This is a genomic window from Candidatus Rickettsiella viridis (assembly GCF_003966755.1).
Taxonomy (GTDB): domain Bacteria; phylum Pseudomonadota; class Gammaproteobacteria; order Diplorickettsiales; family Diplorickettsiaceae; genus Rickettsiella_B; species Rickettsiella_B viridis.
Window position 1 is genome coordinate 821,695 of record NZ_AP018005.1, and the last position, 16,302, is coordinate 837,996.

Sequence of the window (16,302 nt, forward strand, 5' to 3'; positions counted from 1 at the left end):
GCATTCCTTGAGCAAATTAACCGCCTATTTTCAACAACTCCCAATATTTTTGATAAATACTTTCGGCATCCCCCACATCTGCTTGCACCACACTACGCTTTAAGATCGACTGAGCGGGGTAAATCATGGGATTGCTCAAAATTGATTTTGGCATCAATTTAACAGCCCCCTCATTCGGCGACGCATAGCCCGTTGCTAAACTAATTTTCTTGGCGATATCAGGACGTAAAATAAAATTTATAAAACGATAGGCATTATTCAGGTGTGTTGCGCCGATAGGAATGGCCATACTATCAATAGAAATAACAAAACCGTCCTTGGGGTAAACAAACCGAATCGCCGGGTTTTCTTGAGCGGCTTGATAAATATCACCATTCCAACCCATACCCAAAGTCAAATCTTCATCAATAAACAATGACTTTACCCCATCCGCATTGAATAATCGAACATTCGGCATCAGCTGCCTGAGTTTTAAATAAGCCTGGCGAATGTGCTCGGGATTGCCGTCATTCGGAGAATAGCCTAAGACCAGTAAAGCAACCGAAAATACCTCATGCATATCATCTAACAAAAGTAATTGTTTACGATACTCGGGCTTCCAAAAATCAGCCCAATTTTGAATCCCAGCAAGCGCATGATAGTGCGTATTCACGGCAATGCCAGTGACACTCCAAAAATAAGGAATACTATAGCGATTATCAGGATCATACGCTTTGTTTAATAATGCTGGGTTTAGATACTTAAAATTACTCAGCTTGGCTTTATCTAAAGGCTGCAGCATCCCTTGTTTGCGCATACGATCAACAAAATAGGTCGAAGGCACGACAATATCATAACCTGAAGTAGGATTTGCCTTGAGTTTAGCATACATCGTTTCATTACTATCATAGGTCGCATAATTAACTTTAATGCCAGTTTCTTGAGTAAATTCTTTTAAAACATCACTGGAAATATAACTTGACCAGTTGTACACATTGACGACATTATCTTGCGCGAAGGTAGCACTATTAAAAAACAAGCTAATAAAGCAGCAGAAATAGACTATTAGCACTCTCATCCTACTTCCTTCTTGCGTAAAACCAGTTGAAATACCACGACGATACATAAAGTAATGGCAAACATCACAGAACAAAGTGCATTTAATTCCGGTTTTAAGCCAATACGTACTAAAGAATAAATATAAAGGGGCAAAATTTGAAAGTCGGGACCCGTTACAAAGAAACTGATAATCACATCATCCAGCGATAAAGTAAAACTCAAAAGCCATCCCGCCAAAATAGCTGGCCATAACATAGGAATAATAATGCGGCGGAAGCTCATAAAATCACTGGCACCTAAGTCCCGCGCTGCTTCAAAAATATTTTTATCTAAACCGGTTAAACGGCTGTAAACCGTCACCGCGACGAAAGGGATACAAAAAGTAATATGTGAAATTAATAAGGACCAAAATCCTAACTGCATTTTAATAAGAAAAAATAAAATAAGTAAGGAAATTCCCATGACGATATCTGGCGAAACAATTAATACAAACATCAACCCATGTAGCAGTTTTTTTCCAAAAAAAAGATAACGATAAAGACACGTCGCGGCCAAGGTGCCTATACACGTCGCCAATGTCGCCGCTAACACACTCACTTCTAAGGAATGCAATGCAACCACGGCTAAATCGTTATCATCGCCTAATTGTTTATACCAATCTAGGGTAAATCCATGCCATAAAGAAGAATAAGTCGAATTATTAAATGAGTAAACAATCAAAATAATAATAGGAAAATAAAAAAAGCAGTAAATAGCGGTTAAATAGCTAAATTTCGCTAATCGATTCATGCTGTTGCCCTATTTTATCTGCGCGTCTATAAATCAACAAAAGGAGTCCCATACTTAAGGTTAATACCATGCTAACCGCTGACCCTAGTGGCCAATTATGTGCAGATAAGAACTCATTTTGAATAAGATTCCCCACTAACAATGATTTTGCCCCACCTAAAATGTCAGGAATATAAAACATACTCATCGCCGGCAAAAAGACTAAAACAATTCCACCCACAATGCCGGATAAGGTTAAGGGCAAAATAACTCGAGCAAAAATAGTGATGGTATTAGCACCTAGATCACGCGCTGCATCAATAAAACGGATATCTAATTTTTCTATATTGGCATACAGCGGTAAAATCATAAAAGGCAAGAGACTATAGACCAAGCCGATAATGACCGCGCTGGGTGTATATAAAATAGAAAGCGGTTTATGAATAATACCCAGCGATAGTAAAACCGTATTTAATAAACCTTTTGCTTTTAAAATAGAAATAATCGCATAAGTTCGAATTAATGAACTCGTCCAAAAAGGAATAATCACTAAAAATAATAATAGACTTTTATACTTAGATTGCATTCGCGCTAAAAGATAAGCAAAAGGATAACCTAGACATAAGCAAATCAGCGTACATAACCCCGCAATACAAAAAGAGTGCCAAAATACTTTAAAATAAATGGGATTAATTAATGCGCGATAATTTTCTAAGGTAAATTGCCAACGCACCAAATGCACGGGATCGTTTTCTAAACAGCTGGTGATTAAAACCAACAGAATGGGTAATAAGGCAAATAGCGATAACCATAGCCAAATCGTCGCAATATTTGTCCATTTAAATAAACGATCAGCCTTCATCTGGTAAAATAACCTCCCATCCTGGAATCCAATGCACCCATACTGATTCACCGCTATGGAAATCTAATTTCTCATCGTCTTCATTGAAAAACTGTGTTGCTGCCAATAGGGTTTTACTTTCTAGGCGAACCATTAAGTCCACCGTTGAGCCTTTATAAATTACTTGTTCTACGACGCCAGGAAACATTTGCGAGGTATCAGTAACTTCCGACGGTGACCAAACCTCTAAATCTTCAGGACGAACCAAGGTATAGACTTTTTGATCCGGCGTAAAATGACGGCGATTTTTTAAGGTAAACTGTTTTCCTTCAATAATGACATGCATAACATGTTCATCTACAGAAACAACTTGAGTTTCAAAAATATTCACTTCACCGATAAAACGTGCAACGCGCAAGCTATGCGGCTCTTCATACACCTCGCGTGGTGTTCCAATCTGCTCAATGCGTCCCTCGTGCATCACAACCACACGATCGGACATCGATAAAGCTTCTTCTTGATCATGCGTTACAAAGATAAACGTAATTCCCAATTGCGTTTGTAATTGTTTTAATTCAAGTTGTAGCGTTTTACGCAGGCGATAGTCTAAAGAGCTTAAAGGTTCATCCAGTAAAAGAATAGAGGGGTTATTCACCACAGCTCGCGCAATGGCAACACGTTGCTGTTGTCCACCACTTAATTGATACGGCTTGCGTTCACTTAAATGCTCCAATTTGACCATTTTAAGCGCATCTGCAACTTGCTGCTTAATCGTCGCTTTTGTCACGCCGCCCTTGCACCGCAAACCAAACGCGATATTGTCAAACACATTGAGATGTGGAAATAATGCATAGCTCTGAAAAACCGTGTTGACGTGCCGTTGTTGCGGTGGCAAACCCTTCACATTTTTCCCATTAATACGAATAATTCCACCATCCGGCTCTTCAAAACCAGATATCAAACGCAGTAACGTGGTTTTTCCACACCCGCTTGGACCTAGCAAGGTCAAAAATTCACCGTGTTTCACTTCAAAGTGAATATCTTTCAAGATTTCTTGATCATGAAATTTTTTGTAAACGCCCTCGAGCTTAAGCACATTCCCATTCATTAAATAGGCAACCTCATGTCAGGGTGGAATGGTAAAATCGAGAGCGATTATGCAATGTGTAGCTGGCTATGTCTACTTTTTGTATTTAGGCAAATGCTTGCCCATGCGCTTTCTTTACAAATCAACTATTCAAGTGATTGATAAAAATTTTACCGGGGACGAAGGGCTTGATAAATTGCAGGCGCTGGTTCGTTTTCTAAGGTGTTTACGATCGGCTTAACTCTACGATTAGCAAATTCTTCGGTGGCTTCAGACTGCCCATACAAAACCGCCGATGCAGCCGCTTGTATTTGCTTATCCATTTTTGTCGCTTCAGTTTTTTGTTTTTGAATACCTGCAGGTGCTTTCCACATCGCTAAAATAGCAGCATATTCAGGTTGCTTATTAATATACTGCAGACAATCCAACACGTTGCTTTCTAATTCTTGTGGCATTCCTATAAATAAGGATGGCATGTTATCTACATAAGCGAGGTCTTTTTCTGTGCTACCTTCCTTTAACTTCCCAGTATTGGTATCGATAAGAATCCTATACATAAATTGCTTATAGCTTGGCTCAATAATGAGGTCGGAGCCCTTCTCTCTCAAGTAATAGTGATCTGGATTAGGGCTCACTTTTTCAAAAGAAGTGATAGCGGGAGAAATATTCTCTTGCAAATACGTTAACACGGCATCGCAAGCTTCTCCGCAAAAACCATGCCGGTAAACCTCGGTGATATCCTTCTCAAGTTTTGGCATACTATAGCCTGGATCTTCCATTAAATCACGCATTAACGCTTCAGTTCCCTGATTATTTAATACCGCTTTTTTGGTGACCGCCTGGTCCAATTTATATTGAATTTCTTTTATTTTAGCGAGAAAAGCATGGCATTTAATGATTACCACCATATTATCTATGGGCAATGATATCTATTTTTTATTAATATAATATTAAATGATATTTATAAAATAGATTATAGGCGGGGGTTGCTCTAGTGAGAAGGCAAGCTAAGCGGTCTATTTCCTATCGTTAATGAAGAAAGATGCTCTTTAATCTGATTAATATCAGATGTTGGTAATTTTATTAATACATTTAACCCAAAACTAAATTCAGTACCCTGAATAACTAACTGAGCATTATTTTTTGTCTGTTCATACAATGTATCAATTTTATTGATACTATCTTTAGCGGCTAGCAAATATAATTGCTGTGAATCACTTAAATTTACATTTTCTTCTTCTGTTAAGCTAACTTTTTTTGCTAAAAATTGTAATTCAATGGCTTTTGAATAGGCGTAATGATAAACAAATTTTAAGTAGTGAAAAAATACATTATTAGTATCGTTCGATGCCCATAAATTGATGGTTTCCGCTAATTTTTCAAGTCGATGGTGTAAATACAATCTAGTTTCATCAAGTTGAGGCAGGGGAGCGATTTTTCCCTCTACACTATCTGTTAACTCATTTAACTGATTAAATATTTTTATTAGGGCATACTCGATAACAAAAGGGTTATTCGTCGTATCGCCAAAACTTTCTTTATTAATATACAAGAAGTTCTGCCAATCTTGTAATGTCATATCAGGAACAAACTCTTTATCACAGAGTAGAGTATAATATTGTAAAAGCTGGCAGGCATAGCGCACGAAGGCCACCGTATTGCTATCACCCGCTAATCGTTTTATTAGCTGAGAAAAATCTAATTTTGCTCTAGCCAGCGGCTCCTCACTTTCGATTCGAGTCTTTAAGATTTTATTACCTAAATTTATTATTAAAGCCGATATTAAAGATAGCTTAGCTTTAGAAATACTCGCAATTTCTTCGGTGTTATATCCAGAAACTCTAATAGCCGTTAATAGCGCAGTCAGCTCAGAAAGCGTCTTGTTCTTATCTATACCCTCTTGTGGCTTTAATTTATATGAGAATAATCCGAGCATGGGAAACCTTATTGATATTAGCGAAAATAAATTAACATACCTTGGCATCTATAGCTTATAACACATAGGTTTAGATAACTGTTTAATCGCTTTACACTCAGAGCTGTCGTCCTGCGGCCGCTGTTATCTGGCCATCTTCCTTTGGATTGACCAAAGGATTGACCGCTACTCAAGGACGTCGTCCCGTGGCTTGACCCCGGGATCCATAAAAACTAGCCTATGGACCCTGGCTTTCGCCAGGGCGACGACCCTGTGTCGTTAGCTTTATAGTAAAAGCTATAGGTAAAAATTAAAATGCTTTCATTCTAAACGCTGCGTTTTCCTCCGCGTGATAAGGAGAGTCTTGTAAGCGATGATAAAAATCAGCTAATTCTTTTTGATCACTGACCATAGCTGGCTGTGTTTGCCCTGGCGAATAAACCCGTATAGGGAAATCAGGTCCGGGTGTATAAGGATTTGCTGTCTCCGTACCATGCCATACTAATGCTTCTCCTGTATAGCCAGCTTTTTTGAGAGTCTTATTAAGTTGCTCAACAATTTTAAGTTCAGGAATAGATATATTTCCTTTAGCTGGATCCATAGTCGTTGCTCCATCGCTTCTACGCATTGAATCTACACATTGTTGCCAACGCTGCGTAACGGATTGGCTTGCCCCTGCTTTGATCTGAGCATGAATAACCATTGGTCTATTAACAACCGATTGATTTTTATGCGTGTAAATACCGAATAAATCATAATCCGCTGTTACAGCTGCTTTTATCCCTGCTCCGCCTGGGTTAGCCAACGCCATCAGAGGCTTATTATCGTACCAAACTTCCCAAAAATTGAGATCTTCTTGATTTTGTTTAAGCACAAAACAGTGAGCGTCACCATCATAAATAGATTCTATACGCTTAATTTTAATATCATTTTGTTCCAATTCTTCTTTAATAGAGATAAATCCCTGGGTCTCTAGCATGTTAACGCGACCAGTCGTCACATTTAATTGAACGAGCTCACATCCAGAAGCCAAGGACTTTTGGATACGCTTTGCCTGTTCTTTAGCATCTTTTTTACCACCTTTGCCAAATAAAGGCTCTTGCATAATAAATCCAGCTGTTATGCCTGCGCTACTAGATTTTGCTTTAAGGAAAAGTGTTTTAGTATCATACCCTTCCTCAATCAGTTGGAATGCCATAGGATTAACCGGGCGTACGGCAACAATAACCTTGTTATCATCAACAGTACGTTGTATCCCTTGCTCAAAAGGTAACGGTTGAAAATTCGCACTGCCACCATCTAAACTATCATATCCCCTATCATACCTTTCATAACCTTCATCAATTTGCAATGCCTGCGGTTTAACTGCACGGATGGCAATAATAAGCCCGGTTTCATCGACAAATTTCTGAATAATCTCTTCATACGTTAAATATTTAAAAGGCTCATTGGTATCATTACAATTAAAAAAAGTTAATTTTTTCGACATTTTTTACCCCAGATCTTAAAAAAGGAGTGAGTGTAAAAAAGTATCCTTAAACAAATATGACTAAAAAATTAAGGGAAAATGAATTAATAAATACTTAATCTGAAAAAAAAATCGATTAATTCAGCTTAAATTCAGATGATTTTGAATAGAAAAATTAAATTAAATGAATCGTAGGCGCAGGAATAGAGAACGTCTCAGGATAAAAAACGTGGGAGAGGTATAAGCCATTAGGATGCGCGGTTACCGCTGCTTTTGTCCGATCTTTTGCTAATAACACGGTTTCAGCCCAAACAGGTTCTCGTTGGCCCGAACCTATCAGCATTAATACACCCACAATATTTCGCACCATATGATGTAAAAAAGCATTGGCTTGTATATCAATGAGAATTAAATTGGATTGTGCTCGGCTTATTTTAAGATGTTGTACCTGTCTATGACTGCTTTTAGATTGACAACTCATGGCACGAAATGAGCTGAAATCATGCTCACCGATTAAATAATTAGCCGCAGCTTGCATCGAGGTTTCATTCAAAGGGTAATAACAGTGGGTAGTTTGTTGATTCCATAGCGCACTGGCTAATGGCTGATTATAAATAAGATAACGATAGCGACGTGCGATAGCTGAAAATCGGGCATGGAATTCATCTGGCACTTCGCGTACCCAATCAATGCGGATATCGGCTGGAAGATGGCTATTAATGCCTAAAACCCACGCTCTATCATTTCGTATAGCAACAGTATCAAAATGCGCTACCTGCCCTAATGCATGCACACCTTTATCGGTACGCCCGGCACAGGTCAGTGCAATAGGATGATCGGCTACTGTTGCAATCGCTGCTTCTACGGTCGATTGAACGGTTTGCAATCCTGCTTGTGTTTGCCATCCATGATAGTGAGTACCTTGATAGGAAATACCGAGTGCAATTCTCATTAAAACCATCGTCTTTTGATTAACTTCGTTGTTGGACGTCGCCCCGGCGAAAGCCGGGGTCCAGAACATACTTTAATTTGGATTCCGCGGTCAAGCCGCGGAACGACAACTTTGGGGAGATAGTCTACACTTTACTCTTAGCCACTATATTCGCATTAGCGGCCGAAATCATGGCTTGAAACTGCTGCAACCTCGCTTGTGCGGCTTGAGCCGCTTTAGAGTCTGGATAGCGTTGAATTATTTTTTTAAAGGTATCCATTGCTGTGGATTTTTCGCCTTTAGCAAAATAAGCTAAACCTAATTGTAAAAGTGCATCTGGAATGCGAGCATCTTGTGGATAGGCCGCGGTAAAATGATTAAATCGGCCGATTGATTGTTCAGGCTGCCCTTGTAATAAATACAGTTGGCCTAAAAAATAATTGGCATTAGGAAGATTAATATCCGCAGGGTATTTCTTGATAAAATCCTCAAATCCCTGAATAGCTAGCGGGTATTGTTTATTTTTTAGCAGTTGAAAAGCCGCTTGATAAGCACGTTCGCCCACGGCGGTTGCTGCCCCAGGAATCGGATTAACTGACGTTTTAACTGCCGCAGCCGGCGCTGAAAGATTTGTGTGAGTGGCGTTAGCTACTGGTGATGAACTTGGGTTTACAGTGGATCCCGCAGAAACAGGAGCGGTTCTAGAGGTTAATCGTTTATCTATATCTTGATATTGGCTTCGAATTTGATCTTCTAATAATTTTATACGATGTTGCTGTTCTTCTAGTTTACCTTGTAGCACTTGTACCTTTTGTGTCAAATCATCCACTTGTACTAGTAATGGATTTAGATTAGCAATTTGTTGTTCTTGAATGGAAAGGCGCTGTCCTAGTGAAAACGAGGACTTATTGTTGGCTGCAGAGTTAGCTGCATTCTCTGTATCCTTTGGCACAGGAGAAGATGCCGTCGATGAGGGCGCAGAATCATCACCATCATCATAGGCATCAACAACAGGCGCTATGGCGTAAGCGCCTATACTAATACAAAAACCTAATAACAAAATACTAGCTCTAATAAATTTCATTGATTAAGTTCCTAACTAATTTAAGCGGCTTGAACACGCCGCATTGAGTTACTCTTTGTCCATAATAACAGGCGCTTGGTATTGTAAATTGGCGCGGCGGTTTTTTGAATAATCCGCTTCGGAGTGGCCAAACGCAACCGGTTTTTCTGCACCATAGCTCACGAGGCTAATTTGATTCTTATTTACACGATTCGATTGCAAAAAATTTGCAACGCTCAATGCGCGTCGTTGACCTAAAGCAATATTATATTCACGACTACCACGCTCATCGGTATTACCCGCTATTAAGATTTTAGCTTGTGGATGCCTAATTAGGTAATGTGCCTGTATTCTTAGTGAAGGAATAGCATTGCTTTGAATAGCACTACTATCAAATTCGAAATAATACGTTTGATTTCCTACTTTAAGAGGGTTGGTATTAGCTTCATCTGCATAAAAACTACTCACATCTCCGGCTCCGCCGATCATAGCTTTATCTGAGTTTTGCCCCGCATTCAGGTTCCCTTCTCCCAACTCATCTTTCCCTGTTGAACAAGCCGCCAAAATAAAAAAGCTTGCACTGATTGCACTTATTTTTAGGATTTTTTTAATTAACATTGATTTTCTCCATTAAGATTTTGTTATGACATAAAAGGTGACCATGTCGGATCTTGCACATCACCTTGTGGCGTTGGTAAACGTAAATTTATTCGACCATCCACGGATACCATACCTAATATACTGCGGTTTCCCGGCTTTGATTCATAGAGCAGCATTTGACCATTTGGCGCAAAACTAGGTGAGGCATCGTAACCAGAATGCGTCAATACTTGTAAGGTATTATCATCGTTTAAATCTTGTACCGCTATATTATACGATCCTTGTTCCTGATTGAGTACCACTATCGTTTTTCCATCATTAGCAAACGAAGCACGTGCATTATAGTTTCCATCATAAGTAACACGACGAACGTTACCCGAACGAAGATTAAGTTGATAAATCTGTGGACCACCCCCTCTATCCGAGGTAAATAACAAGGATCGTCCATCTTTAGAAAAACTAGGTTCAGTGTCGATAGAAAGACCAAATGTCACTTGTCGTAATGTTTTATTGGCTAAATTCATTAAATAGATTTTTGGTACCGCCGAATCTTTTGATAAGGCTAATGCAAGCGTTTTATCATCCGGTGACCAGGCTGGCGCACCATTAATACCCGAATAACTGCTCACTAATTCACGCTCGCCGGTATTGACCTGTTGTATATAGACGCGTGGTAATACTTTTTCAAATGAAACATAAGCCAGGCGTCGGCCATCACATGACCAGGCTGGCGACATAATGGGCTGTTTAGAAATGAGTAAAGGTTTAGCGTTATAACCATCCATATCGGCTACTTGTAAACTGTAGCGCCGATTGTGGCTATTTTTATCGGTAACTAAGATATAAGCGATACGTGTTGAAAAAATACCTTTAAGACCTATTAATTTTTCATAGATAAGATCACTGATATGATGTGATAAACGGCGCAATTGTGCTTCATTGGCGGTAAACTCCTGTTGAATCAAGGCTTGGCTTTGTCCTTGAGCAACGTTAACGAGAGAAAACCGGACTCGATATTGCCCTTTACTGATCATCTGAATCTGTCCTACCACCACATCGTCAAACTTTTTATTACGCCAATAAGACGCAGAAACTTGGCTTAAGGTATAAGGTAAACTGCCGCTTTGTGGTGTAGCGACTTTAAATTGGCCGCTGTTACTTAAATCATTTTTTATAATCGCGCTAACATCGTTGTTTTCAGCTAAATTGTCTGATCCTGAAAAAGGCACTATCGCAATAGGTAGTTGATTAGAAACCCCTTGCGTCAATTCTAAATTAAGTGCGGCACGTGCGGGTGAAACCCATAAGTTGATTAGCAGTAAAATAATAATGTGTTGAATTCTCACATCAATCCTCTAATATTTTTGTTGGCAATGTGTCTCTTTAATACCGAAAGCAACCAATACGGCTAGTAAAAGACTGCTTAATAAGACGAGTAATGCCCAGTGAAAATCAGTAGTAGAATAAACAGGTAATCCATTCTCGATTAATCCACTCCAGTTTTTCTGTAATAACCATCCAATTAACGGCTGAAATCCTGCACCGATTAATACTGAAGCCATATTAGAAAAAGCCACTGAGGTACCCGATACCGCATGTGAATTAATTTCAGCCGCGACGGCATAGGCCGTTGCAACCCCGGTATTGGCTAAGCCATACAGAAATAATAAGCTAAATAAAAGCGGTAACGGTAAATGTGCTACCATTAATACCACGCTCGCAATCAAAAAGCTTAAACAGGCCGAGAGTATCAAAATTATTTTTCGACGTTTTATTCGATCAGAAATCCACCCGGTTAAAGGTCCGCCGATTGCCCAGCCAATAAAGATCAATCCAATTGCCATAGCGGCTATTTCATTACTTAAGTGGTAAGCCTGACGAAAAAATTTAACGCCCCATAGTTCAGCTAATGCTGCCGTGGGCGCATAAAGAAGGCCCGCAAATAAAGCATTCCACCAGCTTTGTGGATTCTTTAAAACCTCAATTAAGCCTGACCAGGGGGAATGCAATAAGTTTTTTTTAGTGGGTGTAATGGTATGAGAAGTTGGTCGATCGCGTACCACGATGGCAATAACAATAGCTAATACCAGCATAATGCTCGCAATTAAAAACAAAGTAATGCGCCAGCCAAAATGAGCCACTAAATAAGCCATCGGCATTTGTCCGATAGCGGCCCCTAACATCCCTATTGCCTGTGTTAAACCCGCCAGCAAACCAAATTGATGCGCCGGAAACCAGACTGACGCGACTTTTAGTGCGCTGACAAAAGCAAAAGCTGCACCAAAGCCCATCATTAAACGTGCAAGGGCTGCCACATGTATATGAGTACTAAAAGAAAAAATAAAACAACCCGCGGCACAAACTAAAATCATGCTGGTTAATAACCAACGCAAACTAAAGCGATCGATTAATATCCCTACCGGTATTTGCATACCCACATAAGCATAATAAAAAAAAGCCGATAAACTCCCTAAGGCTAATGCTTGTACTTTAAAATCTCGCATCAGCGAATCGATCATAACGCCCGGCGCCACCCGGGCAAAATATTCTATAAAAAAAGCGCCCGCCGCTAGCCCCCAAATTAACCAAGGATAGGAAGGCGATTGCAAACACTTTGCTATGCGCTTCGCACTAGAATTTTCGGCTATGTTCCTGCTCAATGCGCCATCCTCATGTATCATATATACACTCCGGTTGCTTCATTTTCGTGGCGCCTTGCCGAAAATCCCATTGCTGTGAATCTATTAAGACGAGATTGGACATTTTATAATCATATCATTTTTAAACACAAAAATATCCGTATACTCATTGATAAGCAATATATTAAAGAGAGACTAAATTTTTGTCTATCGATTTGTCAAGAATGAAAACAACGCTGTGGTACATGTATCGATGGTGATGCATGGCTATTAGAATAGCTTTCTGATAGCTTGCCTCTCAATAACCCTTTTGGCAGAAATCGCTGCTGCTTTGATTTTAATTTCTGGAATGTTATACCTAGTAGCTCACTTTTCAAGAATATTGTTTCTAAATATTTTCTTTCTAAAAGTTTTCGTTCTAACGAAGTTTGCTCTAAGCCGTTTAAGAAGTCTTCTTCTATGTTTTCTAATGCATCGAGCTTCCATTCTAATATCTCGACTTCCCTTTCTTTTCTTGCTGCATGTTTTACTCTATAGGATTTTTGTCTAAACAAGGAAAATTACGTTTCTTACAACAGAAGAAATGTGGACTATTATTAGAAGAGTTCATTACCCTAGAGAAAAATTTTAGCGAGTCTCGTGGAAAAGTTAATTCACTGCGCCAGTTACTCGCCAAGCGAACCTTAGAAAAATTGCTTATCCCTTGTTTACATAAGAGATATAGCTGCGAAGCAGATAAAGTAATGTTCGTTATAATAGACTTTGTTAGTTGTACAGATACTAACTCTGACGTTGAAAAATCAACCTCACTTAAATGCGCCCTATTAAAATCTATACCCAACATTTCACTGCTATCAAAACTAACTCCATTTAATTGCGTACCCTCAAAGAGAGTATCGATCAATTCACCTCTCCTCAAGTGAACATATGATAGTTTAGCTTCCTTTAAATAAGCGGATATGATCTCAGTATTAACAAAATTGACATGCTTTAAATTAGCCGCATTAAAAACAACTCGAATTAAACTGGAATTCAGAATATCTGTATCTTTTACATTCGCTCCTATCGCGTTAACAGCCGATAGATAAGCTCTCTCAAATGTACACTTTGAAAACTTAGCATAACTAAAATTAGTATCTGATATGCGAGTATCGATAAATATCACCCCTTGTAAATTTGCATGCAGAAAAAGACAGTTTGAAATAGCTTCATAAAATTCGACATTCGATAAGATAGTGTTTGAGAAATCTATATTGTCTAAATAGCTGGCTCTTTCTACCGTGTCGTAACGTATATCTCTTTTTTTAAACCGAATACCACTAAAATCCCGAAAACCAGCCTTTATTATCCTACGGATAAACCAGTTAATCATGGATAAAACTTTATTATGATTGAGGTCTTCTACCTGCTGGAGAATATCATCCAATATCGAATAAACCAGTTTAGAATAATGACTTATAAAAAACTCTTTGCCTTGGCTTGATAAACCCGTGAATAGCGTATAAAAATCAATGAAGCTTATAGATTCATCTAATTTATCGACTAGAATTGAAGGTATATCAAAGCCAATAATAGCTAGTTTTTCTAGTATGTTTAAATGAAGAGATTCAGGTAAGTATTTAAAAAATAAAATAAGATCTTGTATGTTCTGCAGAAGATCATTTAAATTTTTAGGATCAGAAAAAATATGGCTGTTTAACCACTCAACCCCCTCTTCGGTTGTAAGAACATCAAGAAGGGCTTCGCGCCTATCCTCTCTCTTCACCCAACTTAAAGCAATATTATTGGGATAAATTCTAAATAATGTTATATTTAAGGTTGGATTTACTGGCGCTTGATAGGCACCTAAAATAACCTTAAACCAATCAAGCAAAGGATTATTTGATTTTATAGGAGTAAACTCTAACCACTTGCTATCTAGCAAACGCTCGGCAATGGTAATCATAAAATCATCTACTGTTTTTAAGCCCCCCTCTTCAGTGAAAATTTCAGCCCAACTAAATTCAGCATCGTTACCTAATTTGATTAATTGACTCTCTATAAAAGTTTGTAGTGCCTGATAATCACCTAAATAAGTCGAACAGGACTCATAAAGTCGATAACTCATGAATCTAACTAAATTAGTTGCATTGAACCGCCGTTCAAACTCATGAAAATATTGAACGTAAAGGCTATCTTCTTGCCCAGGTTTCTTAAATTTGCTGAACTCAAGCGTATAAATAAACTCATCAACATAAGGATCATTAGGCAGATCTAAAAAATAGAGCCTTAAATCAAATTTAAGCCGTTCACAGAGATAATTTACCGCATGGATTTCGTAATTTGCGATTGAACGGCCTGTATAGGCACAAAGAACTGCACTGTAAGATCGGGAATCGTGCAAGCTATTGCTTAGCGCTACTTCTCTGGCCATTATCACTATAAATGATTTTATTAAATCAATCGGTAAAAAATGGTCATTGCTTCTTAATTTTTCTGCTGCATCAGAGAGATTTGTCAAACAAGCCGCTACACAACGATTAAAGTTATTTTCATCTAATAGTAAAACAATCACTTCTTTTCGAAATTCTAAGCTAATGCTTTCGTCTCTTATTAAAGCAGCAATGATTTCAAGGTTTTTTTTACCTTCGCTATAAAGGTAAGTTCTATACCAAGAAAATGCCTCGCCTTGTAAGCGATGTAAAAAATTTGTTAGTACGGAACTCGCTGTAGACTGGCTGGCATCTTGCTGCCATTTGAATACAATTTTTTTTTCTAGGGCCCAGTCATTAATGTAGTCAATACATATTTTTAATTCTGTGATTAAAATATTAAATTCTTCTGAATGAATAAAATGATCTATCGCTTCAGGATCATTCAACCGCTCGTTATAATAAATAGGTGAACGCTGATCATAACCATAAACATTTTTAATTCTTACATCGATATCAATACAATGCGCGTTATTCTCAGGATAATCGTTAAATGACAGCAATTTCTTTGATAGTAAGTGGTTTGGAAAGGAAAAAGGCTCAGCATGTTCCTTAGGTAATTTGCGAACCATAATAATGATTCTCCTTGAAATAGATACATAAGGATACCAAGAAATGAGGCGTGATAAAAAGAGTTAAATAGCTAAGAAATTAAACCTTCTGGTCTTACAGTGAGATTAATTTGCCTAAAGCTATTAAACAAACCACTCTCTTTAGGAACAGGTAATGGTGATGCTTTATAAATAGCCGTCTGTACCGAACGATCTAAAACAGCGTTACCACTACCTTTTATAATCACCACTTCTAATACCATACCACCGGGCGCAAGTTGTACCACTAATCTGGTTTCTAAGTGCTTATCCACATCAGGGGGAATAATCCATTGCTGTGCAATAGATTGCAAAATTAAATGTCTATATTTTGTAGTCGCTGCTGCATTACGCGTTGCCATTTGGTTTTTCTGTAGGGTACTACTGACTTCTTGTTGTAATAACTGCTGTACATTTTTTTGTGCTATTTGTAGAGATTTAAGCGATAAAGGATGGTTAGCATTTTTTTCTTTTTTTACTAACTTATGTTGTGTTAATGGAGTGGCTGTTTTTTCTGGCGTAGTTATCGTTGTTTTTAAGCGGGGTTTAAGCTGCGCTGGCGTTGGATTGACTTGCTTTTTAACTATTTTTTTCTCTTTAACCGCTAACGTTAGAGGACTTTTTTCGATTAGTGCAGGCTTTATAAGCACAGGCGCTGTTTTAACAGGTATTTTAATTTTTTCTTCGGCAGCAGGAACAGGCGGCGACAATGGAATAGTCTCCATCGCTGTCGCATGAATAATCGCTAAAGGCACTGCAGCACTCAACAATAAGGGCTTAGGACAACGCAGTGTTAAAAATAAAGCTGAAAACAATACAATATGGAATAAGGTGGCAAGTAATAAAGTAAAACGATAATCTTCTTTACAATTGACAGAATAAGATTTCATA

15 protein-coding genes are annotated in these 16,302 nt (G+C 38.4%); all 15 read right to left on the reverse strand.

All coding sequences use genetic code 11. From position 1 onward, the window contains the following. Nucleotides 1–16: 16 nt before the first annotated feature. Nucleotides 17–1,105, reverse strand: coding sequence for an ABC transporter substrate-binding protein (locus DMP02_RS03765; RefSeq protein ID WP_126322742.1), 1,089 nt, complete (start codon nt 1,103–1,105; stop codon nt 17–19). After that, complete coding sequence (gene potC, locus DMP02_RS03770; RefSeq protein WP_126322743.1) at nt 1,054–1,827, reverse strand: spermidine/putrescine ABC transporter permease PotC; 774 nt, start codon at nt 1,825–1,827, stop codon at nt 1,054–1,056. The genes DMP02_RS03765 and potC overlap by 52 nt, the downstream gene beginning before the upstream one ends. Next, entirely contained in the window at nt 1,805–2,668 is an 864-nt protein-coding gene (potB, locus tag DMP02_RS03775; protein ID WP_126322744.1) for a spermidine/putrescine ABC transporter permease PotB, read from the reverse strand. Before potB ends, potC begins: the two co-directional genes overlap by 23 nt. After that, complete coding sequence (gene potA, locus DMP02_RS03780) at nt 2,658–3,755, reverse strand: spermidine/putrescine ABC transporter ATP-binding protein PotA (protein ID WP_126322745.1); 1,098 nt, start codon at nt 3,753–3,755, stop codon at nt 2,658–2,660. The genes potB and potA overlap by 11 nt, the downstream gene beginning before the upstream one ends. Nucleotides 3,756–3,904: 149 nt before the next feature. Further along, on the reverse strand, nt 3,905–4,642 hold the full coding sequence (locus DMP02_RS03785; protein ID WP_126322746.1) for a hypothetical protein: 738 nt from the start codon (nt 4,640–4,642) through the stop codon (nt 3,905–3,907). Nucleotides 4,643–4,725: 83 nt separating this feature from the next. After that, nucleotides 4,726–5,670 (reverse strand): hypothetical protein, encoded by a 945-nt coding sequence (locus tag DMP02_RS03790; protein ID WP_126322747.1) that lies wholly within the window; start codon nt 5,668–5,670, stop codon nt 4,726–4,728. Between the two features lie 289 nt (nt 5,671–5,959). Continuing rightward, on the reverse strand, nt 5,960–7,138 hold the full coding sequence (locus tag DMP02_RS03795; protein WP_126322748.1) for an anthrax toxin-like adenylyl cyclase domain-containing protein: 1,179 nt from the start codon (nt 7,136–7,138) through the stop codon (nt 5,960–5,962). A 154-nt stretch (nt 7,139–7,292) separates the two neighbouring features. Next, entirely contained in the window at nt 7,293–8,069 is a 777-nt protein-coding gene (gene truA, locus DMP02_RS03800) for a tRNA pseudouridine(38-40) synthase TruA (RefSeq protein WP_126323497.1), read from the reverse strand. Between the two features lie 124 nt (nt 8,070–8,193). Next, nucleotides 8,194–9,132, reverse strand: a complete 939-nt coding sequence (ybgF, locus tag DMP02_RS03805) for a tol-pal system protein YbgF (RefSeq protein ID WP_126322749.1) — start codon at nt 9,130–9,132, stop codon at nt 8,194–8,196. Nucleotides 9,133–9,180: 48 nt separating this feature from the next. Then, the gene (gene pal / locus DMP02_RS03810; RefSeq protein WP_126322750.1) at nt 9,181–9,729 is read right to left on the reverse strand and encodes a peptidoglycan-associated lipoprotein Pal; all 549 of its coding nucleotides are present in this window, start codon (nt 9,727–9,729) and stop codon (nt 9,181–9,183) included. A gap of 23 nt (nt 9,730–9,752) precedes the next feature. Then, entirely contained in the window at nt 9,753–11,051 is a 1,299-nt protein-coding gene (gene tolB / locus DMP02_RS03815) for a Tol-Pal system beta propeller repeat protein TolB (RefSeq protein ID WP_232019655.1), read from the reverse strand. 15 nt (nt 11,052–11,066) lie between these two features. Beyond that, nucleotides 11,067–12,392 carry an MFS transporter gene (locus DMP02_RS03820; RefSeq protein ID WP_126322752.1) on the reverse strand — a complete coding sequence of 442 codons (1,326 nt, stop codon included), beginning with the start codon at nt 12,390–12,392 and terminating at the stop codon, nt 11,067–11,069. Between the two features lie 176 nt (nt 12,393–12,568). Further along, on the reverse strand, nt 12,569–12,904 hold the full coding sequence (locus tag DMP02_RS03825; protein ID WP_126322753.1) for a hypothetical protein: 336 nt from the start codon (nt 12,902–12,904) through the stop codon (nt 12,569–12,571). Then, nucleotides 12,877–15,393 (reverse strand): pentapeptide repeat-containing protein, encoded by a 2,517-nt coding sequence (locus DMP02_RS03830; RefSeq protein ID WP_126322754.1) that lies wholly within the window; start codon nt 15,391–15,393, stop codon nt 12,877–12,879. Before DMP02_RS03830 ends, DMP02_RS03825 begins: the two co-directional genes overlap by 28 nt. Nucleotides 15,394–15,464: 71 nt before the next feature. Continuing rightward, a complete protein-coding gene (gene tolA / locus DMP02_RS03835) occupies nt 15,465–16,301 on the reverse strand; it encodes a cell envelope integrity protein TolA (protein WP_126322755.1) in 837 nt (278 codons plus the stop codon). Between the last annotated feature and the right edge of the window lies 1 nt (nt 16,302).

Excerpts from the sequence above, each read along its gene's own strand:
- DMP02_RS03785 (WP_126322746.1), bottom strand. The coding sequence starts at position 4,642 with ATGGTGGTAATCATTAAATGCCATGCTTTTCTCGCTAAAATAAAAGAA.
- DMP02_RS03795 (WP_126322748.1), bottom strand. The coding sequence starts at position 7,138 with ATGTCGAAAAAATTAACTTTTTTTAATTGTAATGATACCAATGAGCCT.
- DMP02_RS03820 (WP_126322752.1), bottom strand. The coding sequence starts at position 12,392 with ATGATACATGAGGATGGCGCATTGAGCAGGAACATAGCCGAAAATTCT.
- pal (WP_126322750.1), bottom strand. The coding sequence starts at position 9,729 with ATGTTAATTAAAAAAATCCTAAAAATAAGTGCAATCAGTGCAAGCTTT.
- truA (WP_126323497.1), bottom strand. The coding sequence starts at position 8,069 with ATGAGAATTGCACTCGGTATTTCCTATCAAGGTACTCACTATCATGGA.
- DMP02_RS03830 (WP_126322754.1), bottom strand. The coding sequence starts at position 15,393 with ATGGTTCGCAAATTACCTAAGGAACATGCTGAGCCTTTTTCCTTTCCA.
- DMP02_RS03790 (WP_126322747.1), bottom strand. The coding sequence starts at position 5,670 with ATGCTCGGATTATTCTCATATAAATTAAAGCCACAAGAGGGTATAGAT.
- potC (WP_126322743.1), bottom strand. The coding sequence starts at position 1,827 with ATGAATCGATTAGCGAAATTTAGCTATTTAACCGCTATTTACTGCTTT.
- ybgF (WP_126322749.1), bottom strand. The coding sequence starts at position 9,132 with ATGAAATTTATTAGAGCTAGTATTTTGTTATTAGGTTTTTGTATTAGT.
- DMP02_RS03765 (WP_126322742.1), bottom strand. The coding sequence starts at position 1,105 with ATGTATCGTCGTGGTATTTCAACTGGTTTTACGCAAGAAGGAAGTAGG.
- tolA (WP_126322755.1), bottom strand. The coding sequence starts at position 16,301 with ATGAAATCTTATTCTGTCAATTGTAAAGAAGATTATCGTTTTACTTTA.
- potA (WP_126322745.1), bottom strand. The coding sequence starts at position 3,755 with ATGAATGGGAATGTGCTTAAGCTCGAGGGCGTTTACAAAAAATTTCAT.
- potB (WP_126322744.1), bottom strand. The coding sequence starts at position 2,668 with ATGAAGGCTGATCGTTTATTTAAATGGACAAATATTGCGACGATTTGG.